The organism is Bacillus sp. PK3_68 (assembly GCF_003600835.1).
In the GTDB taxonomy this organism is placed as follows: Bacteria; Bacillota; Bacilli; order Bacillales; family Domibacillaceae; genus Pseudobacillus.
Map to the genome: position 1 here is coordinate 320708 of NZ_NQYC01000001.1, position 22028 is coordinate 342735.

20 protein-coding genes are annotated in these 22028 nt (G+C 40.3%); 7 read left to right on the forward strand and 13 right to left on the reverse strand.

What is annotated here, in order from left to right; genetic code table 11:
* Positions 1-43: 43 nt before the first annotated feature.
* Positions 44-379, reverse strand: a complete 336-nt coding sequence (locus CJ483_RS01565; protein WP_120031286.1) for an ArsR/SmtB family transcription factor — start codon at positions 377-379, stop codon at positions 44-46.
* Positions 380-396: 17 nt separating this feature from the next.
* Positions 397-2142 (reverse strand): SulP family inorganic anion transporter, encoded by a 1746-nt coding sequence (locus CJ483_RS01570; protein WP_259455532.1) that lies wholly within the window; start codon positions 2140-2142, stop codon positions 397-399.
* Between the two features lie 392 nt (positions 2143-2534).
* Between CJ483_RS01570 and CJ483_RS01575 the strand changes: the two genes are divergently transcribed.
* The 3 genes from CJ483_RS01575 to CJ483_RS01590 all read left to right on the forward strand — a co-directional run bounded on the left by CJ483_RS01575 (position 2535) and on the right by CJ483_RS01590 (position 4402).
* Positions 2535-2726 (forward strand): DUF2975 domain-containing protein, encoded by a 192-nt coding sequence (locus CJ483_RS01575; RefSeq protein ID WP_120031290.1) that lies wholly within the window; start codon positions 2535-2537, stop codon positions 2724-2726.
* A gap of 210 nt (positions 2727-2936) precedes the next feature.
* Positions 2937-3467, forward strand: a complete 531-nt coding sequence (locus tag CJ483_RS01585; protein ID WP_120031294.1) for a hypothetical protein — start codon at positions 2937-2939, stop codon at positions 3465-3467.
* A gap of 479 nt (positions 3468-3946) precedes the next feature.
* Complete coding sequence (locus tag CJ483_RS01590) at positions 3947-4402, forward strand: AraC family transcriptional regulator (RefSeq protein ID WP_120031296.1); 456 nt, start codon at positions 3947-3949, stop codon at positions 4400-4402.
* 60 nt (positions 4403-4462) lie between these two features.
* Here the strand turns inward: CJ483_RS01590 and CJ483_RS01595 are convergent, their stop codons facing one another.
* Complete coding sequence (locus CJ483_RS01595; RefSeq protein WP_120031298.1) at positions 4463-5704, reverse strand: acetyl-CoA C-acyltransferase; 1242 nt, start codon at positions 5702-5704, stop codon at positions 4463-4465.
* Between the two features lie 151 nt (positions 5705-5855).
* On the opposite strand from CJ483_RS01595, the gene CJ483_RS01600 reads away from it, so the two are divergent.
* From CJ483_RS01600 to CJ483_RS01610, 3 genes are all read left to right on the forward strand, one after another.
* Complete coding sequence (locus CJ483_RS01600) at positions 5856-6449, forward strand: dienelactone hydrolase family protein (RefSeq protein ID WP_120031300.1); 594 nt, start codon at positions 5856-5858, stop codon at positions 6447-6449.
* Between the two features lie 434 nt (positions 6450-6883).
* Positions 6884-7813 carry a hypothetical protein gene (locus tag CJ483_RS01605; RefSeq protein WP_259455534.1) on the forward strand — a complete coding sequence of 310 codons (930 nt, stop codon included), beginning with the start codon at positions 6884-6886 and terminating at the stop codon, positions 7811-7813.
* Between the two features lie 3 nt (positions 7814-7816).
* Positions 7817-9040, forward strand: a complete 1224-nt coding sequence (locus CJ483_RS01610; protein ID WP_120031302.1) for an amidohydrolase family protein — start codon at positions 7817-7819, stop codon at positions 9038-9040.
* Positions 9041-9353: 313 nt separating this feature from the next.
* Here the strand turns inward: CJ483_RS01610 and CJ483_RS01615 are convergent, their stop codons facing one another.
* Both CJ483_RS01615 and CJ483_RS01620 read right to left on the reverse strand, forming a co-directional pair.
* Entirely contained in the window at positions 9354-10283 is a 930-nt protein-coding gene (locus tag CJ483_RS01615; RefSeq protein WP_120031304.1) for a DMT family transporter, read from the reverse strand.
* Positions 10276-11232 (reverse strand): proline dehydrogenase family protein, encoded by a 957-nt coding sequence (locus tag CJ483_RS01620; RefSeq protein ID WP_120037739.1) that lies wholly within the window; start codon positions 11230-11232, stop codon positions 10276-10278. The genes CJ483_RS01615 and CJ483_RS01620 overlap by 8 nt, the downstream gene beginning before the upstream one ends.
* A 116-nt stretch (positions 11233-11348) precedes the next feature.
* Between CJ483_RS01620 and pdxR the strand changes: the two genes are divergently transcribed.
* The gene (gene pdxR / locus CJ483_RS01625) at positions 11349-12752 is read left to right on the forward strand and encodes a MocR-like pyridoxine biosynthesis transcription factor PdxR (protein ID WP_120031305.1); all 1404 of its coding nucleotides are present in this window, start codon (positions 11349-11351) and stop codon (positions 12750-12752) included.
* Between the two features lie 44 nt (positions 12753-12796).
* On the opposite strand, the gene CJ483_RS01630 is transcribed toward pdxR, so the two are convergent.
* The 8 genes from CJ483_RS01630 to nagE all read right to left on the reverse strand — a co-directional run bounded on the left by CJ483_RS01630 (position 12797) and on the right by nagE (position 22001).
* Positions 12797-13321 (reverse strand): hypothetical protein, encoded by a 525-nt coding sequence (locus CJ483_RS01630; RefSeq protein ID WP_120031307.1) that lies wholly within the window; start codon positions 13319-13321, stop codon positions 12797-12799.
* Positions 13322-13512: 191 nt separating this feature from the next.
* Positions 13513-14274, reverse strand: coding sequence for a class I SAM-dependent methyltransferase (locus CJ483_RS01635; protein WP_120031309.1), 762 nt, complete (start codon positions 14272-14274; stop codon positions 13513-13515).
* Positions 14275-14762: 488 nt separating this feature from the next.
* Positions 14763-15764: a C40 family peptidase gene (locus tag CJ483_RS01640; protein WP_120031311.1), complete on the reverse strand. Its 1002-nt coding sequence runs from the start codon at positions 15762-15764 to the stop codon at positions 14763-14765.
* 29 nt (positions 15765-15793) lie between these two features.
* A complete protein-coding gene (locus CJ483_RS01645; protein WP_120031313.1) occupies positions 15794-16876 on the reverse strand; it encodes a dipeptide epimerase in 1083 nt (360 codons plus the stop codon).
* 15 nt (positions 16877-16891) lie between these two features.
* Positions 16892-18055 (reverse strand): DUF819 family protein, encoded by a 1164-nt coding sequence (locus tag CJ483_RS01650; RefSeq protein ID WP_120031316.1) that lies wholly within the window; start codon positions 18053-18055, stop codon positions 16892-16894.
* 95 nt (positions 18056-18150) lie between these two features.
* Positions 18151-18468, reverse strand: coding sequence for a DUF3870 domain-containing protein (locus tag CJ483_RS01655; RefSeq protein WP_120031318.1), 318 nt, complete (start codon positions 18466-18468; stop codon positions 18151-18153).
* A gap of 146 nt (positions 18469-18614) precedes the next feature.
* Positions 18615-19958: an MATE family efflux transporter gene (locus tag CJ483_RS01660; protein WP_120031320.1), complete on the reverse strand. Its 1344-nt coding sequence runs from the start codon at positions 19956-19958 to the stop codon at positions 18615-18617.
* A 156-nt stretch (positions 19959-20114) separates the two neighbouring features.
* Positions 20115-22001: an N-acetylglucosamine-specific PTS transporter subunit IIBC gene (gene nagE / locus CJ483_RS01665; RefSeq protein WP_120031322.1), complete on the reverse strand. Its 1887-nt coding sequence runs from the start codon at positions 21999-22001 to the stop codon at positions 20115-20117.
* Between the last annotated feature and the right edge of the window lie 27 nt (positions 22002-22028).

Here is a 22028-nt window from a genome sequence, read left to right on the forward strand (position 1 = left end):
TGAAAAAAGCTCCGACAATGACAAGTTGCCGGAGCTTTTTCATTTATTCTTTTCTCCCCTCACTTAATTGATCCAGCATACTTACTGTATTAATTAAATGGTTGTTAAATATTTGACGGGCAATACGAAGCAAATCGATAATCATTGGGTCTCTCAATGAATAAACCACGCGATTGCCATCCTTTGTGCCGTATACAATATTTTTGCTACGCAGCACACTTAATTGCTGCGAGACAGAGGAGCCTTCAGAGCCGATCGCCGCCTGAATTTCATTCACGTTTTTATCTCCCTCCGCTAACAGCTCTAAAATGCGTATACGCAACGGATGGGAAAGAGCTTTAAAGAAATCAGCTTTAAATTGTTGTAGATCTGTATTCATTTCTTTTCTCCATTCTTTTAAGCTAAAAGACTTTTGTCTGGCTTTTTCTCTTTTTCATTGCTATTAGAAAGTTCCAGGCATTCATGAAAAGCGTATTGCTTACAGCCGAGGCATTTATTTTTGTTTAGCTTAGTAAGGGCGAAGTCTATCGCTTCTCCGGTATGAGAAAAGACATGTTCTTTTCCAATTAAGTCAAATAGCTTTGTCCGCTTTATAACGTCTGTTGGCTGGTGCTGCATACCTGAGAGTAAAATGAGCCCACCCTGTTTATGGAAATCCTTCACTATGCTAGCTAATATCGCTTCCCCAGTTATATCCATATATGGAACCTTGCTCATTCTCAATATTAACACATTCGGCCGGTAATGGATGGCTTCCGCGATTGTTTGATCAAACAACTGAGCGGCTCCAAAAAAAAGCGGTCCTTCCACGGTGCACAAGCTAATTTGCGGACAGCCACTTTTTTCTTCATCTAGCAATGGCCGTACCTTTTTATCTGCCGGATCAGGAAGCACTTGATTAACTTTAAAGGAGGTGCTCATCCGTCTGATAAAGAGGATGAAGGACATAAGCAGCCCTGCTTCTACAGCAATTGTTAGGTTAGCAAACACTGTAAGAAAAAACGTAGTAAGTAAAATAAATGAATCGCTCGTTTTGGTCAGTAATATGCGCGAGAATGCTTTGCGTTCACTCATATTCCAGGCAACAACCATCAAAATAGGTGCCATGCTTGCTAAAGGGACAGCAGAAGCGTAAGGGGCAAAAAGCACGAGTACGAACAGTACAACTAACCCATGAATAATACCTGAAACAGGGGATACTGCCCCGTTTTTAATATTAGTTGCTGTTCTGGCAATGGCTCCAGTAGCTGCAATCCCGCCAAATAAAGGAGTAATCATGTTAGCAATCCCCTGACCCACCAATTCGCGGTTGCTGTTATGCTTTGTTCCAGTCATTTCGTCAGCCACAACCGCTGATAACAAAGATTCAATCGCTCCAAGAATAGCAATAGTAAAAGTTGGACCGATCAGCAGCTGAATCTTTTCCAGTGTAAACTGCGGCATATGGAAATGAGGCAAGGAATTAGGAATCTCACCAAATGTAGAAGCAATGGTCTCTACGTGACCTGGGAAAAGATAAGTAGCTATAACACTTGAAGCCAGAAGGCCGATTAAGGGACCTGGAATTTTGGGTGAAAATTTAGGTGTCACAACGATAAAGAAGAAACAAATCAATGCAGTTGCTACACTATATACATTGATAGTATTCAGATGAATAACCATTTCTTTCATGTTGGAAAAGAAGTCTTCATGCTTTTCAATATCGCTCAATCCTAAAAAATTAGCAACCTGTCCGGTAAAAATAATAACGGCAATACCTGAAGTGAAGCCGATAATCACTGGACGCGGAATAAATTGTATCAACGCCCCCAATTTAAGCATGCCCATTAGAACCAACAGGACTCCCGCCATAAATCCGGCAATCAGCAGATTCTCATAGCCATAAGCCATAACAATCCCGAGCAGGACAGGCACAAAGGCACCTGTTGGTCCGCCAATTTGATATTTGGAACCGCCAAAAATAGAAATAAGAATCCCAGCAATGATGGTCGTATAAAGACCGTACTCAGGCTTTACTCCGGAAGCAATAGCAAAAGCCATGCCAAGTGGCAGTGCGATGACTCCAACGATAACGCCTGCGAGTAAATCTTTCCGGAGATGATGAATGGAATAATTATTCAAAGAGCCCAATAGCTTGCTCACCGTCATCCCTTCTTTTCTTGTTAATCAATATATTCAAATATTTGAATATATTGATATTATATAACAAAAATATATATTTACAACGATAAAAAAGACTCCGTGTAAAGTGACGACAAAAAATTAAAAATCACAACTACAAATAGTTTCGGCTTTGAAGTAAAGTTCCACTATAAAAAATGGAACCGTTAAAAATGAAGTTCAACTTTTTAAAAGAGTATAATCAAAATCTTCGTACCGAAAAGAAGATATATTCTATTTTATTTAAAGAAAAACATAGAGAAAGTTATCAGAAACAATAATAATGAATTATAAAGAGATAAAAATTTATTGAAAAACGATAAATATCGTATTAAACTTATATTACCGATAAACCATTGAGGTGTTTTCATTGAATGAGGAATAACGCTATTTTTAAAGGTCGTTGTTTTGTTTTATATGTCACAAGCGATACATTCCCTCTATCCCAAAATGCGTTGTACCCTGGATTAGCAATAATCGGGTTTATAATTACCTTTGCTGCGGTTCTTCAGAATTTGTTAAAAAGTGCACTCAATATAAAAGCAGAAAATGATTTAACGGTCTGAGGTAAGAAGGATGGCGATTATCACTTATATCGATAGATGCCAGCGAGAAGAAAATAGACTGTCAGCCCGGAGATATAGGGTTGGAATAGATACGGAGGAACAAAGGGAATTTTATAAGCTGCACCCTATATTTGAAAAAATCAATTTTGAAATGATTAGAGTTACGCAGGTAACAAGGGAGCGTACAAACTTAACTTTAGGTGGGATGGTATGTCATCATGGTTATTAATTGGAGTTTTTGGAGTGTTACTTTTTATATTGTTTAAAGGCCCAATAATAGAAAAGACAGGAGAAAACAACAAGCTTGTACATAAATTAAAAAACGCTACATGGTTTCAAAATCACTGGTTAGCTGGTCTCTTCTTATTCTTTATGAATGGATTTCTATTTTCTTTTGCCTGTCTGGGTCTTTATGTGCTGATGTATTTGTTTATTCCTTTTGTTCATTTATTTGTGATGCTTTCAGCGGTAATCGTAAGCCTTTATTTATGGATATTAGTGAATAAGGCTTGGCAAGGAACGGCAGGAAACCGTTTGAAGATGGGGGCTGTCGGAAGCAGTTTTTATGTTTTTTTGATTTTGATATTTATTTATTGGTTCGTAACGCTAACACCTTCTTACCCGGGAGAAGATACTTTTATGGGAGCTGTTGGATTAATTTTTGCTATCATAGTTTCAACTGTAGCATTTATTACTGGTTTTGTTATCACGGGATTTTCTAAAAAAAAGGTTCCCGCTTAAACAAACGGTAAAACTAAAATGTAAATTTGTTAGACAAGAATCCGTTTTAGGTAAATTTCACCGAAACGGATTCTTCTTTATTTATTAGTTGATCACTGCAGGCGGACGCTTTCCGCGTGCGGTCCGTGAGCCTCCTCGTCGCGTGCGCTCTTGCGGGGTCTCACCAGGATACGCTTTTCCCGCTGGAGCCGCCTTCCGTTACAATCAACGATTAAAAATCAACATTCACATTTAACAGAGCCTATTTATTATAAAATATAGCTGTTTAATTTTTAACGAAAGATCCTTCACTGCATTTTCTGATTCGTTCTCAATGATCCCCTTTAGAATAAGCCATTAGATAATGAGGGTTGAATAAATAATAAACTTCGCGACTCCATATATTTCATCATTTTTTAAAAATGTCATGATTATATTTTTATATCATGATAGCATTCGAAGTGTATCAAATATTTCAATACAGAAAGGAAAATGAAACGATGAATATGAATGTCGAAGTGCTTCCAAACTATCGCCTTGCCTATGTGCGTCAAGTGGGTCCCTATGGCCCTGCCAACATTCAAGCAATGGAAAAGTTAAAAAAATGGGCTAAAAAGAAAAATTTGCTCGTTGGATCAGCCATTATACTCGGAATTCCGCAAGATAACCCCGAAACAACCCTTCCTGAAAACTGCCGATATGATGCGTGTATTGTCATTTCAAAAGATTATCAACTAGATGACTCCATTTACGAAGGTGAACTTTCTGGTGGACAATACGTTGTATTCAAAGTCAAACACACAACCGAAAGTGTCCAAAAAGCATGGGCTGAAATGTTTCCAGCTCTACAGAATAACGGATATCAAGTTGACGACAAACCGATTTTTGAAAGATATAGCGGTGATATGATTAACAACGATTATTGTGAAATATGCGTACCGGTAAAATCATTATAGTTTAATTTAAATGAAGGTGTTAGGCCACAAATGAATCCACTGCGGCCTAACACCCTATCTTTATTGTTGATGCATCAACTTTGCTATCACTCTACCATTACATATAACTTTACAATACTTACACCCTTTCAAGCACGACCGCAATTCCCTGTCCCCACCGATACAAAGCGAGGCAAGGCCGTATTTGGCTCCGCGTTTTTGCATTTCTAGGGCAAGCGAGTATGTGATCCGTGTGCCGCTGGCGCCAACCGGATGGCCAAGCGCAATGGCCCCGCCATTGACATTCACTTTTTGCGGGTCCAGCTCTAGTTGTTTCATCACAGCCAGCGATTGCGCGGCAAATGCTTCATTTAATTCAATGACATCCATATCATTCCATGTCAAATGGGCCTTTTTAAGAGCGGCTTCACTTGCTGGCACAGGACCAATTCCCATTATGTTCGGATCAACTCCAGTTATTCCCCATGAAACGATACGCGCGAGCGGCCTGATGTCCGAGCGTCTCGATAAAAATGCTTCCGAAGCGAGAACCACCGCGGCTGCTCCGTCGTTAATCCCGCTTGAACTGCCCGCTGTCACTGTTCCCTCTTTAATGAAAGCTGGTTTTAGCTTGCTGAGGCTCCCAAAGTCTGTATCCGGGCGGATATGCTCATCCTTGGAAACCGTTTTTTCTCGTTTCTTTTTATCTGTAAGAAGAACAGGAACAATTTCTTCATTAAATCGTCCTGCTGCTTGTGCCTTTGCTGCTTTTTGATGTGACTGCAAAGCGAACGCATCTTGCTCTTTGCGACTGATCTCGTATTTTTGTGCCAGGTTTTCAGCTGTAATGCCCATCCCACAGCCGATGTATTGGTCTGTGAGTGTTAACCACAGCATATCATCCAGCGGTGGCGGTCCGGATGGCGAACCGAAACGGGTATAGCGCAGTACATGCGGAGCCTGACTCATATTTTCTGTTCCGCCCGCGAGTGCGGTACTAGCATCGCCTAATAGAATCGTTTGTGCCGCCGATACGATAGCCTGCAGCCCCGAACCACATAGCCTGTTTACTGTTAAAGCTGGTGTTCGTTCAGGTACTCCGCTCTTTAGAGAAATATGACGTGCCAAATAAGAAGCCGCTTTCGTTGTGTGTATGACATTGCCAAATACTACGTCTTCAATTTCCTCCGGCAATAGAGAACTTCTTTCCATGGCGGCTTTTGCTGCTGTTACTCCAAGATCAATGTCAGATACCCCTTTTAACTCCCCGCCGAAAGCGCCAAATGGTGTTCTTGCCCCACTAACTAAATAAACAGACTCCATTGTGTGATCCCCCCATCCTGGATTTCTCTTTTACTATAACATATTATGAATGGTGATTCACTTTTTGTTGAATCAGCGAGAAAGCCTGAAAAAATTTGAAACTAATAGTTATATTTAACGTAACTCCTTACTACATAGCTGGATAGGAGAGATGAAAAGAGTGAGCATACATAAAAAGTCCGATATAGTCATCATTGTGGCACATGAAATCTATGGGGTAAATCGCCATATGAGAGATTTTTGCGAGTTATTGACAGAAAGAGGGTTTGACGTGATTTGCCCCAATTTGCTTGAACGAGAAGCCCCTTTTGATTATGAAGAAGAAGCTGCTGCCTATCGACATTTCATCGAGAATGTAGGCTTTGTTAGAGCGGCACGTACCATGAAACGTTTATTGATAGATATGGAGAAAAAATATAAGAAAGTCTTCCTTATTGGGTTTAGTGTGGGAGCAACAGTTGCCTGGTTGTGCAGCGAAGAAAAATCAGTTGATGGAATAATAGGTTATTATGGCTCCCGGATTAGAGATTATTTGTCCATCTCACCGCAGTGCCCTGTCTTGCTATTTTTCCCACAGGAAGAGCCTTCGTTTAGTGTAGATGAGTTAATTAAACATCTGCGTACAGGCTCTATTCAAGTTCATCAATTGAACGGTCAGCATGGATTTAGTGATCCTTATTCTCCAAGATACGATACAAAGTCAGCGCAAACAGCATTTAACGAGGTAATAAAGTTTATTGGCTGAGTCACTCAATGAAAACGTCCACCAACATTTAAGGTGGACGTTTTCACTTTATTGGATAATCTGCGCTCACCTGCTTGTTCTTCGTCAAAGTCATGTTTCTTTTCGACAGGTATACTATGCTTCGTCTGTGTAGAAGAGTCAATTTCCTTTCCTGGTAAAGTGTATAAACAGCAAATGGCTGGTAGTCAAATGAGTATTTTAATAAAGATTGGGCTATTCACCTATTTTACAACCATTCATACAATAAAATAAAAATGGCAGGAGGCAACTTTTATGTCAAAAAAATAGAAGCTAAGACTAACGATTCACGAGCCAAGTGGCAATTTTATGAGGGGTTAGGTCTTCTTCTTGTCCTATCTTCTATGCTTCTTCTGTTATTTAAGCCTAATTCGCTGGCAGACTTTTTTAGTGCCATTATAAATGAAGTCAAACCTGTGGTTGTTGACATTTTTTTAATGAGTGAGATAGGTATTGCCATCATTGCGAGTGTTATTATGGGCCGCCTACTAGAGCGGCTTGGATTTACAGATGGATTAATTCGAATGTTTGTGCCCGTTATGAAATGGTTCAGAATCAATCCAGCTGTTATTATACCAAGTGTCTATAATGTCCTTGGCGACATTAATGCTGCTGGAAAAATTGCGGGTCCAATACTTATGAAAGCCAGTGCTACGAAAGATGAACAAAAAATTGCTGTTGCCACAATGATTCAGTCCCCCCAATCCTTCGCAACATTTGTACTGGGATTAATAGCTTTAGCTGCCTTTGGCATTCATGCTTTTCCGCTCGTGATTCTCTCTATTTTCCTTCCAATTATTGTTGTTCCTTTTCTGTTATCAATAACAGTTTATCGCTCCACTAAGAAAGTCGAGCTAGAAGAACTGCCACGCTTTACACCGAAAACGCCTTTTCTTCAAACCATTTTCTCTTCAGCAAAAGAAGGAGCAGAGCTCTTGTTTTTAATTATCATCCCGGCAGTGGCCGCTGTTTTTTTCTTTATTGGCATTTTAAAGTTTGCAGGCGTATGGGAACTGCTGGAGTCGTGTTTATCTTCTTTCCTTACGTTCATAAGCATTGAGCCGGCGACGGGTCTGGTTTCTATTCTTGCAGCTCCTACACTTGCAGTGGCTCAATTGGCTGAATTAAGCCAGGGGTTCGACCCCCGTCTCATCGTTGGCTCTTTTATCATTGCCAATTCAGGGTTACCGCTGTCTGTCATCTTTGGTCAAGTGCCGGCAACATGGGTAGAATCGTCTAGTTTAAACGAGAAAGAAGTATTAAAAGCAGCGCTCATTGGGCTGATTATCCGCTTCATTACAGCCTGGATACTCGGAGTATTTTTAACTCCTTATTTGGTCGGGTGAGCTATGGAAGAGCGGTATTTAATTCGCGGGAAAAAGCTGGTTACTGTATCAGATTACGGAACGATAGAGGATGGATGCCTCGTTATCAGTCACGGAAAAATTGAAGAACTTGGCCCTTGGGAACAAGTAAAGAAACGCTTTTCAACCATTAAAGTGATCGATTGTTCCGAATATGTCATTACGCCTTCACTCGTTGATTGTCATACTCACTTGTTAGAATTTGCGCCTTCTTCCTTGCATCCTGTTTCTCCAAACACTCATCTATGGGCAGGAAAATCAATTCTTTTTCATGCTCTATCCTCAGGGATTACAGCGCTCGGAGAACAAATTTGCGGCCATCCAAACTGCAATTTTTCAATAAAGGATTATCGAAAATCAATAGCTGATTTGCCGATTGATATTTCTTTTGCCACGACGAGCATATCCATTGGTTTTGATGAACCTGTACACTTTTCAGCTATTACCCAGTCACAGCCTATCGAAAGAAGCCGCTTGTCTGATGCACGATTAGTACGAAAAATTGCGAAAGAAAGCAGCTTTCCCGGTGAAAATGTTTTCATCAATGCGACTCCTGCCAATTTTACTGCTGAGGCAGTGCCTTGCGCTGGTGAGATTATGTACAGTTTGCAAGAATTGAAACAAGTAACGGATATTTATCATCAATTGAATAAGGAAATAGGCGCCCATGTGGCAGGCGAAGAAGGAATTGAATTAGCCATCTCCGCAGGGATAGATGTCCTGCATCATGCTCATGGAATTACGGATGAACAAATTAAAAAAGTAGCAAAGCAGAACATGAAAATAGTAGCCACTCCAATGGGAGGAACTCATTTGCCGCCCAATTCTCCGAAGGAAATTATGAAGTTGGTAGAAAAGAAAATAGCTGTATCGATTGCGACAGATGCTTATCTTCCCCCCTATCCGAATGTTTCATGGCTTCCTTTCCATTCACGTACACTGCAAGGACCAGATGCTTTGATGCTCATAGCCCAACCTGCTATGAAATTGATGAAGGAGCATCAATTTGATGAAAATGACATTCTAGCTTTATTAACAGCAAACCCCGCAGACCTTTTAGGAAAAGGAGATCAGTTCGGTCGTCTGGAAAAAGGAATGGACGCTAATTTTATCGTATCTGCGGGCATACCTGGCCTGGAGATAACAGACGTGGAACAAATAAAGAAAGTATTTTTCCGAGGAATAGAAGCGATTAATCGCTTGGTTTAATCCTTTTCTTTTGGCATTCTAACAGAAAAATACGGAAGATATACGTCAAGACAATTTCGGGAGACCAAAAGCCGATTTTCCTTGCGCTAAGGAAGATCGGCTTTAAAGTTGAGCATGGTTAAAAATGAATGATGTTTTTTGCCGTTGATTGTAGCGGAAAGCGCCCGCCTGCAGCGAAAATCAACTTTTTCCTCTCTTTTTGACAATTAGTTTGTTGAAGCGCGGATCGATTGTTTACTATTTTAATGATGAATCAGTTAATTTAATAGGAGGAAGCTTGTTAGAGAGCGTTAAGTGAAAGACACGAGCAGCATCAAGTGTCTCCTTTTCTAATGTGATCGAGACGAATAACTTTTTTCTCTGGGTGTTTAGCAATCAACAAAATAGCTGTTAATATGAATCCACTCCCTATAAGATGGATAAAAGAGAGTTTTTCACCTAAGAAAAGCACAGAAAGAATGACACTGCTAATTGGTAAAACACCTGTCAACACTCCAACTGTACTTGCCGGAACTTTTGAAACACCCCGGTACATAAGAATAAAAGCAATAACAGTCACAACTACACCAAAATAAAACACTAATCCCCATTCCGCCATGGACACTTCTTTAAATTTAAATTGAGAGCTCTCATAAAGAGAAAACGGGAGAAATAAAACAGCCCCGAACAAACTAACAATCGTTGAAATAGCAAGCGGACTAACTCGCTGTGCCACAAATTTCCCAAATATAATAAACAAAGCTTCACCAATAACGGCACCAAAAATGAGTAAATTCCCCAATAAGGGAGAGGAACCGCGCTCAATGGATGAAAAAGAGGTGAAACCATTGATTATCGATGTTCCCAAAACTGCCAGCAAAATGCCTATGCTAACATTTTTGGTTAGTTTCTCTTTAAGAAAAAGAGCAGCAAGGCCCCCGGTAACTGCTGGAATGGTGCTTGTAATAATGCCGCCTTCCATGGCCGTAGTTAGTTTCAGGCCATACAACATCAGAATATTAAATAAAAATACACCAGATAATGCTTGTAAAAATAGGATGAAAAAATCGCTCTTACTAATGGTCGGGATCCCTTCCATCTTAATCAGTAATGGAACCATAATAATGGTTGCAATAAGAAACCTAAGTTCAGAAGCCAAGAACACGGGGAAACTTTGAACCATCAGCTTACCTGCTACAACTGAACTGCCTACAATGATCATGGCCAACATAATTTTCAAGCTTGGGATTAAATGGTCATTCAATATGAGTACTTCTCTCTAATGAATGGATGATATCCGTTACTGCGCGATATAAATTTTCCGGGTATTCAGCTATTCGATGACATAAATACAAGTACCACTCTTTTCCATAAGGTAAGTACACTTTACAGTTATAACCTTTGCTTTTTAAATCACTTAACAAATCTGAACGTATGCCATAGAGCATTTCTATTTCTACGTCTGGACGATTAAGGTATTGACGATGTTCCATTTCGCGGATAAGAATCTCATCATGTGTGGCTATGGATACCGAGTGGTTGGCTTCTATTAGTTGCTCTATAAGTTTAAGATAGCGATCATTTAATTCTTTCGATCTAGATATGGCAATATCGGCAGATTCTTGATAAGCTCCTTTGACAACGCGTATCTTCCCAGGATAATCAATGAGTTTCTGAATATCATTGTCCGATCGGTATAAGTGTGCCTGTATAGTTATCCCTACATTTGGGCACTGTTCGGCTGTTTTTCTATAAATATCAAGAATGTGATTTGTTTTTGCTGATTCTTCCATGCTGATCATCAGTGAAATCCCATGCAGATTTGCTTCCTTTGCTATCTCAAGCAAATGGCTATAAGCTGTATCTGGATCCACAGATAACCCGATATGTGACAAATCAAGCGAAACAGTTTCCTTCATAGATAGAGAGCCCATCTCTTCTATAAGGTTTAGAAACTCATTTTTTGCTTTTTGACACTCCTCTAAATCAGTTATGTTTTCTCCTATGTATTCCAGCGAAATAAAATAACCTGTTGAAATTAGTTTTTTTGCTACTTCGATTCCTTCTTGGCTATTTTCGCCTGTGACAAACCGTTTAGCAGCTTTTAACAATAACGGATAGAGTTCGGATGATTGCTGAATATAAGATTTCATTTGTTCATTACGTGCAATTGATTTAAGAGCTTGAATAACTTCGATTTCTGGATTAGTCATCATTGTCCATCTCCTTTTCTATTTGCATCCACTTTATCATGATAAAATGGTTTGTATTAGTACCACTAAACACAATTTTTAATGGTACCACTTTTATTAAAGGAGAAAATGTACATATGCTTTGGATACCGATTGACCGATCCTTAGATATACCTTTGATTAGACAAGTGTATCAACAAATACGGGAACAAATTTTAAATGGGCATCTACATTCAGGAGAAAAACTGCCATCCACACGCGAACTATCATCTGAATTAAAAGTGTCCAGAAATGTGATTTTGGAAGCTTACGATCAACTGCTGGCTGAAGGTTTTTTAGTTTCACGGAGGGGAGCAGGCACCTTTGTTGCTGCAGGAGCTTTTTTAGAACAACATAAAAAGGTGCCTGTATTTCATTCTTCAGATGAGAGGGAAGAAAACAGAAAAGAGGATCCCGTTATTAATTTTCGGTCGGGTATACCTTCATTAGATCTATTCCCCCGTAAGACATGGGCAAAGTTATCTCATGCCACGTGGAATGACACCTCACCTTCTTCGTTTGGGTACGATATCCCTGAAGGACGACCAGAATTAAGGCAGGTTTTATCACGGTATTTACTTAAAACGAGAGGGGTTCACTGTCATCCAGATCAGATTGTTATTACTTCTGGTGCCACTCAAGCTCTCACACTTGTTTCTAAACTACTTTTAACACCGAATGATACAGTAATAATGGAGGATCCCATCACTAATGATATCCAAACGATCTTTAAAGATTCAGGGGCTCTTCTTTATCCCGTATCTGTTGATGAATATGGAATGAAGACATCCTTGCTACCAATCAATCAAAATCCAAAGTTTGTCTTTATTACTCCTTCCCACCAGTTCCCTTTAGGAGGAACATTGCCGATTCAACGACGGATCCAATTGATTAATTACTCGAGAAAGACAAACTGTTATCTTGTTGAAGATGATTATGATAGCGAGTTTCGATATGAAGGCCCCCCCGTAAGTTCGTTGCAGGGGTTGGAACCGGAACGCGTGTTATATATTGGTTCATTCAGTAAAATCTTATCTCCTGCTCTTAGAATGGGATATTTAGTTCTCCCTTCGCATCTGATTGAAAAATGTCGGAAACTAAAATGGTTTTCCGACCTACACACTCCTTCTGTAGATCAGCTTATTCTCGCTCGATTCATTGATGAAGGCTATTTGGAACGACACATTACAAAAATGAAAAAAATGTATAAAAATCGGAGGGATTTCCTGATTCATTGTTTAAAAATAACCTTTTCGGATAAGGTTAATATCTTCGGCTATTCAACAGGCTTACACCTAATTGTTGAATGGAATGAGCTACATTTCTCAAAAGAATTACTTGAACACATCCAACAATTTGGAGTGAAAGTATATTCAGTAGAAGATCATACAATTGAAAAAGGAAAACACCAAAATCGGATTATTTTAGGATACGGCCATCTAAAAAATGAAGAAATAAATGAAGGCGTAATTAGATTGCATGAAGCCATATATAACTATTAAATTTAAAAGAAAGGAAATCCTAACAATAGGGTTTCCTCCATTCTTCAATTGAGGCCTTTTATAGTTATTTCAAATGTGTCTCCATCCATTTCTAACTTCACACGGTTACCCAAGTTGAGAAATTCATCGCATGTAATCAATAATTTATTATTAGACCAACCATGAAATGTAACTGTGTCCATTTTAATTGGACTTTTTAATGGAATTTTATCATTTAATGTTGACTCTATTTTTTCAATATCATAATAATCCGCAATTATGAAGTCCCCTGATGGTGTCACGGTTAAACATTGATATGGAGGTTGGGATTCATATGCAGTTACTTCTCTGCTATAACAGTCAACTTGAAATAAATAATCGGAAGTGAGAACCAGAATTTTGTTATGCTTGTTTGATAGTGCAACAGCCCTTGGTGAACCTCTAAACTCCCCACACCATTCATGAAAATTTTCTTCTTCAAACTTTATCCAAGTCCAATTTTGAGAATTCCAAGAACTTGCTATGTCATAAATTTTTTCTTTGTACTGTCCTGAATAAGGCTGGTTGATTATTTCTGCTTTGATTATCACTTTTTTGTCCTCCAAAAAGAGTTTGTCTTATACATATTCGATAAATAATGATGGAGTACAGCTAACATTTCGGAAACTTTGTACGCTAAACGAATGTCAACTTAAAAAAGTCGAATTCCCGTATTCGAAGGGTTCGACCTTTTTTGATTAGCTTGCTACACTACAGGAGGATAGTTGGATAAGAAAAAATGTCATTCCTTATGAGCGACAGCTTCAAACGTAATTATTTGACTTGATGTAGTTGGATATTGTCCGTATTGATAGTCTGCTGATATGGTTATATCTTCAAATCCAATCTGTTCAAGAATCATTTTGAATTCTTCAATTCCATACCAACGAAGTGGAAAACGTTCCAATTCTGTTTGTATTCGTTCCCCATCCCCCCATTTTTCATAGCGATTATGAGATATTGTGTATTGGTTGATATAGTCAACTTCGACCACTTTATTTTCTAATGTGATAATATCGCCATTCTTAGATTCCCAAGTTCTTGTTGATACCTTGCCAATAGATATATCTGTTTGTAAAAAAATATCTAAAATTAGCCTGCCTCCCTTGGAGAGATGGTGATAGAAATTTTTTAAGGCTTTAATCGAGTCCTCTCTTCTATGTAACAATAGGAATGTGCCAGTTGGCACGATAATAGCTTCATATTTTATGTCTAATGAAACTGACTCCATTTTTCCTTCAAATAATTTTGGTTTCAGTCCTCTTTGTTCGCAGTTGTTACGGCATATTTTTAACATTTCTTCTGAAACATCGAAGCCATCGACTTTCAAGCCTTTTTGTAAAAGTGGAATAAGAATACGGCCGGTTCCAACTCCTGGTTCAAGAATGTTGCCCTTGCAAGACGCTAATCTATCGCTATAAAATTCGACATCACCAAATGAAAGACCGATATACTTGTCTATATCATATACTTCTGAAGAAAGTTTATTATAATAACCCAGCATATGCCTTTCCCCTCTTCTTTTTAATCATCCTACCTATTAGTTTAAGCGTATTTCTTTATCATAACTTTTCCACCATAACATATTTATCCAATTCATTCTCTCTAAAGGGTTCCGAAAACGGCATGTTAATGGGACTAAAAATAACGCTGTTAACAATAACTATTTTGTATAATTTTATAGAGCCAAAACTCACACCTAAAATCAGAGTAGTCTTTTTAATAGCCTAAATCGTTTTTGGTGAATAAAATAGCTATAGCTCTCCGAGGAATTATATACTTTAACAAGTTGCTAAACGATTTACTCACCTTGATCGTTTCCCCTGATAATTGTTCTTCTGTGGATTATATCAACATCCATCTTTAACAGAGGCAAAAGAAAAAGTAACGATAGCTTGTTAGCCTATTTTGCCTGCCCTTCTCTACGCGGGCCCTTTTTAGGAAACACAAAATCACCCACCTGGGATATGCAGTCCCGGGTGGATGATTGGATTACTGAATATATCGGCGGGCCCCCGCATACTCTTCGCCATAGCCCGATGTTTCAATCGGATCAATGCGCACATGAGTCGAGCTGTTAGGAGAGTGAATCATCTTGCCATCTCCAATATAGACAGCAACGTGGTGAACTTTGCCTTTTCCTTGATCATAGGCGAAAAACAAAAGGTCTCCGGCCTGTAGATTTTCTCTTTCAACAGGTGTTCCATGTGTGGCCTGTACAGAAGAATCCCGCGGGATCACTATTCCATTTGCATGATAAAGCGTGTAGGTGAATCCCGAGCAGTCAAAGCCAAAACCGGACATGCCTGCCCACAGATAGGGAAGACCGAGAAACTTCTTGCCGGTATTGACAATATCCTGTCCAGTCGGAGCTGGGATATCCATCTCGTTTTTGTAAATGGCCACATCGCTCTTTTTTAGCCATTTGGCACCATCGCCAGGTGTCGCAACGAGCACTTCATGTTTGAATTCTTTTATAACTGGAAGGCGAGTGTTAAAGCTGATCTCCATAAACGCATGATTGCCCTTTTTGTTTTCATACAGCCAAGCTGTTGGAGACGTGACAAGTGCAAACGGTCGATTCAATTTGTTTTCAAAGCTTTTCCCTTTTACAAGCTGGGCTTTCGGCATCCAGCCCGGGTAGCCTTGTTCATTTCTTGGTGTTGGTTGATTATGAACGACCACTTTAACCCATTCCCCTTTTTGCTCAAGTACCGTTACTTTTGATCCGTATAAGGCTTGTGTTTCTAGTTTCCCGACAAGGCCGAGTTTTTCTTCGTAAGTCATGCTGGTGGTCCATTTTCTTAGATCAACCGGATTAGTGGAGGAAGGCTTGTCCACCTCTCGTAAAAGGTTTGGAGCCGTCCACAAAGTCGCCGCTGATACATCAACATAATAAGTATCTGTCTCTTTCTCTTTTGCTTCTGCTGAATTGATTGACAAAAGCAATAATGTTCCAAGAGCTAACACAATGGCATACCACTTTTTTAACATAATGAATGTTCATCCTTTCTTTTATTTATTTAAAAGGAAAGGTTTTCTTTCCTTTTTATCCCCAGTCCTGGAGCATTTCCGAGCTTGATCAGATCTTTCTCGTAAGAAATGCCTTCGAAGTTCTCTTGCTTGATCCAGAGCGGTGCATCCAGGTCAATTTTTGTTATATTCGGGTGGGCTACGGCCAGATGGATGGCGGCTGAAACACTGACGATTGATTCCATCATGCTGCCAATCATGCATTCTACTTCTGCTGCTTCTGCCATATCAGCAATTTGTACTGCCCGACGAATCCCCCCTGTTTTCATTAATTTAATATTTAAATAGTCCACTGCTTGCTCGGATAATAGTTTCATAGCATCAACCGGTGAAAAGAGGCTTTCATCTGCCATGATAGATGTGTGAACGTTATTTTTTATTTCTTTTAGACCGGCAATGTTATAGGCTTTTACCGGTTGTTCGACCAGTTCAATATTAAGTTGTCGATCTTCAAGTTCTCTGATAGTCCGGATCGCCTCGCTGACCGACCATCCCTGGTTCGCGTCCACACGGATAGCGATTTTACTGCCGACCGCCTGGCGGATGGCACTGATTCTTTCCACATCCTGCTCCCAGTCTTTTCCCGCTTTAATTTTTAAAATGGAAAAGCCATCTTTGATAATTCTCAACGCATCATTGACCATCTCAGCTTCACCGGCAATGCTGACGGTCATATCATTGTGCAGCTGATTCGTCTCGCCGCCGAGCAGTTCGTATAGAGGAATATTCCAGTAACGGCAAGCTGCATCATATACAGCGATTTCAACAGCTGCCTTTGCACTTGTATTCCCGGCACATGATTGCTGAATGATTTTTGAAAGCCTATTAAGGCAGGTGATTCTCTGGCCAATCAATTGAGGAGCGATTATCTGTTCAATGACACTTGAGATCCCTTCTGTTGAGTCTCCCGTAATAGCGACTGTTGGTGCAGCCGCTCCTACTCCTGTCAGGCCATTTTCCAATTGAATTGTGACAAAGATATTGTCAATTTCTGTTGCTGTGCGTAAAGCTGTTTTAAAAGGTTTGACCAATGAAAGTTTTTCTACAGAAACAGCTAGTTTGCTAATATACATGATGACATCCTTTCCTTACAGCGCAGATAAAATATAAGAAGTGAAAATTCCATAATATGTGCCGAGCAAACTACCGAGCACGGCCATTAAAATACCTACCGGGATCAGTGTCCTGTTAAAGGAACCGGCTAAGATTGGTGCCGAAGCGACACCGCCAATGTTGGCAAGTGAAGCGACTCCCATTGTAAATAGATCTAACTTAAAGACTTTCGCCAGAATAACCATAATTACACCATGGAAGAACATAATCATGAAACCGGAGATAATGTAAACTGGCGCCTGGAACAATTGCGAAAAGTCGGCATGGGAGGCAATCAACCCGATGACAATGTAGAGCATTACTTTCGAAATTTCCATAGAGCCCGGCAGTTTGCCTACCTTCGTCATTGCCAATATAAGGCCAACAGCAGAGGCGATAATGATTGTCCACGTAGTTGCATTGACAGCAGCCCCGAGTTCAGGAAGGCTGTCTCCTATTTTCGTTGCAGCTGCGGAGACGAATAAGGCGAGTGCCAGAAAGCCAATTAACTCTACAAAGCCGATCGGCTGTTTGTCGCCGTTATCTTCTGCTTCCAGCTGAGCTGTAATTTCATCAATATAAGAAGTGTCCGCTTTCGTCCACTTGTTGAACTTTAAGGCAAACGGCACAAGCCAGAATAAGAACATAACCCAAACGGAATAATTGACGGTATCCATGATCAGGGCGTACCCAAAAATATTTTCCGGAACATCTAAAATTCCTTGAAGAATGACCATATTGGCTGATCCGCCTGTCCAGCTCGCACTGAGTGCAGAAAATGCCTTCCATGTTCCTTCGGCATAAAATCCTTGAAGAAGCACATAAGTGATGGTAAATCCAGCGATAATACTGAGCGATGCAGCGAAAAATGTCAGCAGCATTTTTGGTCCTAGGCGGATAATTTTTCTTAAATCACAGTGAAGCAGCATGAGCATAAGCATCGCTGGCAACAGTAAACCGCGCACGGTCCCGTAAGCGGTTTCAACAGACTCACTAGCAGAGAAGAAACCAAAAGTTTTCATTAAAGCAGCTCCAATATAAATGAGAACAATGCCGGGCACATACTTAAAGAACTTCCCACCAATCGTTTTTTCTGCAATGGCAATGACAGCCGTAAATGTCAGCAAAAAACAAACAAACATAACACCATCTTGAATCATCTATAATTCCTCCTTTAAAAAATAAAAAATCCAGCTGCCAAAGGAGAGTAGCCCCTTTAACAGCTGGATTTCAAATGCGTAAACAAATGAAGCAGCTAATTGCTAATAATTTGGTTGTATTTAATATGGGCATTCTTAAATGCCACAATTAAAGCCTTCTGTGATGCGCCAAAATAACGGGATTCAATATCGGCAATAATATCCTCGAATTCCATCATGGATCGCCCGCTAAAAATGGATTGAACAAATTTAGATGTTAATGAAATGGTTGAAGAGCACTCAGCTTCTAATATTTTATGATTGCTCCGATCGATGACGAGTCCGATAAAATAGGAATTAAACTGCTGCATAATCGGATTGTTAGAAGCCGTTTTACTATCCCCAATTACATAGATTGTATCTTTATGAAACACGAGTGATCCTCCTGCCATTCGGATATTACGCGGGGCATTCACATGTTTTGCATGCAAATGTTCGCCGTAATAAGCATGGTACATTTATCTTAATATATCCGTCCGCTATTTGCAATATTAAAAATATTTTGTTTCAAAGACAATAGTTAGACTCCTTCTTTTGTAAACAGCTTTTTTTCTTTCCATTTTCCAAAGTGAAAATAGGCGAAGGCAAAAAGGCTGCTAATGATAAAGCTTGCCCCCATGCCAAAAGCAATGCCGCGTTCTCCTATCCAGTTTGCAAACCATTCCGTCAGTGGATATCTCAACACCCAAAAAGAAATGAAGTTCAATACCAACACTTGAAACATGGCTCCTGCTCCCCGCACGATGCCATTTAATACAAAATTCAAACCGAGGAAAGGATAGAAAAACGCCACCATTTTTACATATTCACTTCCGAATGCTACCGCTTGCTTGTCAGTAATAAACAGGCGGATGCTCCAGTCAGCGAATAAGAAGATAAATAGAGCGGCCAACAGCATAATAGCTAAATTTAACAAAGCGGCGTAGAGAGCAATTTGGTTTACCCGCTTCCACTGCTGGACGGCGATGTTTTGACCAGCCATACTGTTGACTGCTGTGCTGAGAGCCTGGGCCGGTAAGATTAACAGGCTGTCCAATCTCTGAGCAGCACCAAAACCAGCAACGGCATATCCACCAAACGAAGCAACCACACTCATAATAGCGGCCATCCCTGCAGAAATGACCGTCATTTGCAACCCAGCTGGAATCCCCTGTTTTAAGATCAGAGTTACTTCTTTTTTGGCAGGGATCGAAGGAATGGTGAACGGAATCAATTTAAACCGAATGCTAACTACTAGACCATACAAAAAAGCGGCACCTTGAGCGAAAATGGTGGCATAGGCGGCACCGTCAATGCCCATGTCTAATACACGGATAAATAATGGATCAAGAACAGCGTTTAATATAACTGCCATGGAAACAAACCGGATAGGCGTCTTGCTGTTTCCGAGCGCACGAAAAACCGTGCCAATAAAGTTGTAACCGAATAAAAAAAGAATGCCAATAAAGTTTATTTGTAAGTAACTGACCGCTTCAGGAACCATGACGGATGGCGTATCCAGCAATCGTAAAATATCTTCTGCCCCAAAAAAGCCAGCTATACCTAGACTAATGGACAAAAAAGTTAAAAGGACAATAAAAGCATTTACGTATCTTTTTAAATGCTCAGTGTCATCTTTGCCTTTTAACTGCGACAGAATGGTCAAGGTGGCATTGTTAATGCCAATGATAAAAGATAACACTGTAAAGATGACGGTACTGGAAACAGCTACTGCCCCTAGTGCATTCGCACCGAGTAAATTTCCTACCCACAAGCTATCAATGAATTGATAAGACACCTGTAAAAGGTTGGTCAGCAAAATTGGCAGAGAAAAGGTAAGCAACTGCCTCCAGATGTTCCCTGTCGTGAAATCATGCTGTTTCATTCTTGTACTCCTTTTTGTTCTATCATAACGAAAAACAATGGAAGGTGTGCTGAAAATGCTTCCAAAAGAGAAAGCAAGATGTTTGGCAGCTGAAAAAACACCGTCTGGTTTAGACGGTGTCGGGTGATGACTAATGATTATTTGGGCCTATCTGTATTATACAATTTTAATGAGGTCCGAGGTGCCTGTGCGCATCTCCCCTGTTTTATTCAGTTCAATCGCCTGTCCTTCTTCGAGGTTAGTAAAAATAACCGGCGTTACAGCTGAAGGAGCATGTTCATGAATATAATCTAAATCGACTTTCAAGAGAGGTTCCCCTCGTCGGATTCGATCCCCATCTTTTTTAAGCGCTTCAAACCCCTCTCCTTTTAAATGAACTGTATCAAGGCCGACGTGGATCAATACTTCATGCCCTTCGTCTGAACGAAGACCAATGGCATGCTTGGTAGGGAAAATAGTAACGATTTCTCCGTTAAACGGAGCTTCCACTACGTCTCCTGTTGGTTCTATCGCAAAACCATCCCCCATTAATTTATTAGAAAATACTTCATCAGGCACTTCTGAAAGCGGCATTACACGGCCGGCAATCGGCAAAGAAAAATCGGTCAGTGATCCAGGATGGTTCACTGAAGTCATTGTATTTTCCGTTGAAGGAGCAGAAGGTTGTTGTCCGGACATGATATTTTTCATATCTTCATATACAAATTGCACATTTGTACCGACGATGACTTGCACGCCTGTTTTTCCAAGCTTCATTACACCACGAGCTCCATTTGCTTTTAAAGCTTGATCTTTCACTTTTTCGCTATCGGCTACTGTCAGGCGAAGACGAGTAGCACAATGATCAAGAGACGTGATGTTGTCCTTTCCGCCTAGATTTTCGATGAAAGCAGCCGCCTTGTGTCCAGTTGTTCCGTCACCTTGAACAGCTAGTCCTTCTTTTTCTGAATCAGCGGTTTCTTTTTCTCTTCCTGGTGTTTCAATATCGAGCTTTTTAATTAATGTGTAAAAAATAACAAAATACAAAACAGCATATACAATCCCTATTGGTATAAGGAAAAGCGGTTTTTGAGCGATACCAAGGTTTAAAAAGTAGTCAATTGCTCCCGCGGAAAAACCGAAGCCATGATGAATGCCGAGCATCACACTAATTGCCATGGACAAACCAGTTAATAAAGCATGGACGACATACAGAAGCGGCGAGAGAAACATGAATAGAAATTCAATCGGTTCTGTAATACCAGTTAAGAAGGAAGTTAAAGCTAAGCCGCCGAGCATGCCGGCTACTGCTTTTCGCTTTTCTTTCTTAGCAGCAGCAATCATCGCCGCCGCTGCTGCAGGAAGCCCGAACATCATAATAGGGAAAAATCCAGTCATAAAGGCTCCCGCTGTCGGATCACCGGCAAAGAAGCGCTTTAAGTCTCCATTTGCCCCATTGAACTCACCAAACACAAACCAAACAAGACTATTTAAGACATGGTGAAGCCCTACTGGCAATAGAAGGCGATTTAAGAAACCAAAAATACCGGCTCCAAGGGCACCAGCGCCTGTAATCCATTCTCCTACATTATTAATGCCTTCCTGAATTGGGGGCCAAATCACACCGAAAATACCGGCAAGAATGATCATCGCAAAAGAAGTAACGATAGGCACAAAGCGCTTGCCTCCAAAGAAACCGAGCCACTCTGGGAGCTTTATACCGGAAAATCGGTTATATAAAAGCCCAGCCGTAATCCCCGAAATAATTCCGCCAAGCACATCCATATTAATGTCTTTATTAATAGCCTCTGTCCCATTCGACAAGACGAAATAACCAACAGCACCAGCTAGCGCAGCGGCCCCGCTTCCGTCTTTCGAAAGGCCAATCGCAATGCCGATCGCGAACAAAATGGCTAAGTTAGCAAATACGGCATCACCAGCGGCAGCGACGAATGGAATTCCTAGTAAGTCATCTTGGCCAAGCCGCAGCATTAATGCTGCGGCTGGCATAACAGCGATCGGCAGCATTAACGATTTGCCTAGTTTTTGTAAAAAATTCAGCATATATTCATATCTCCTTTTAAAATGAAT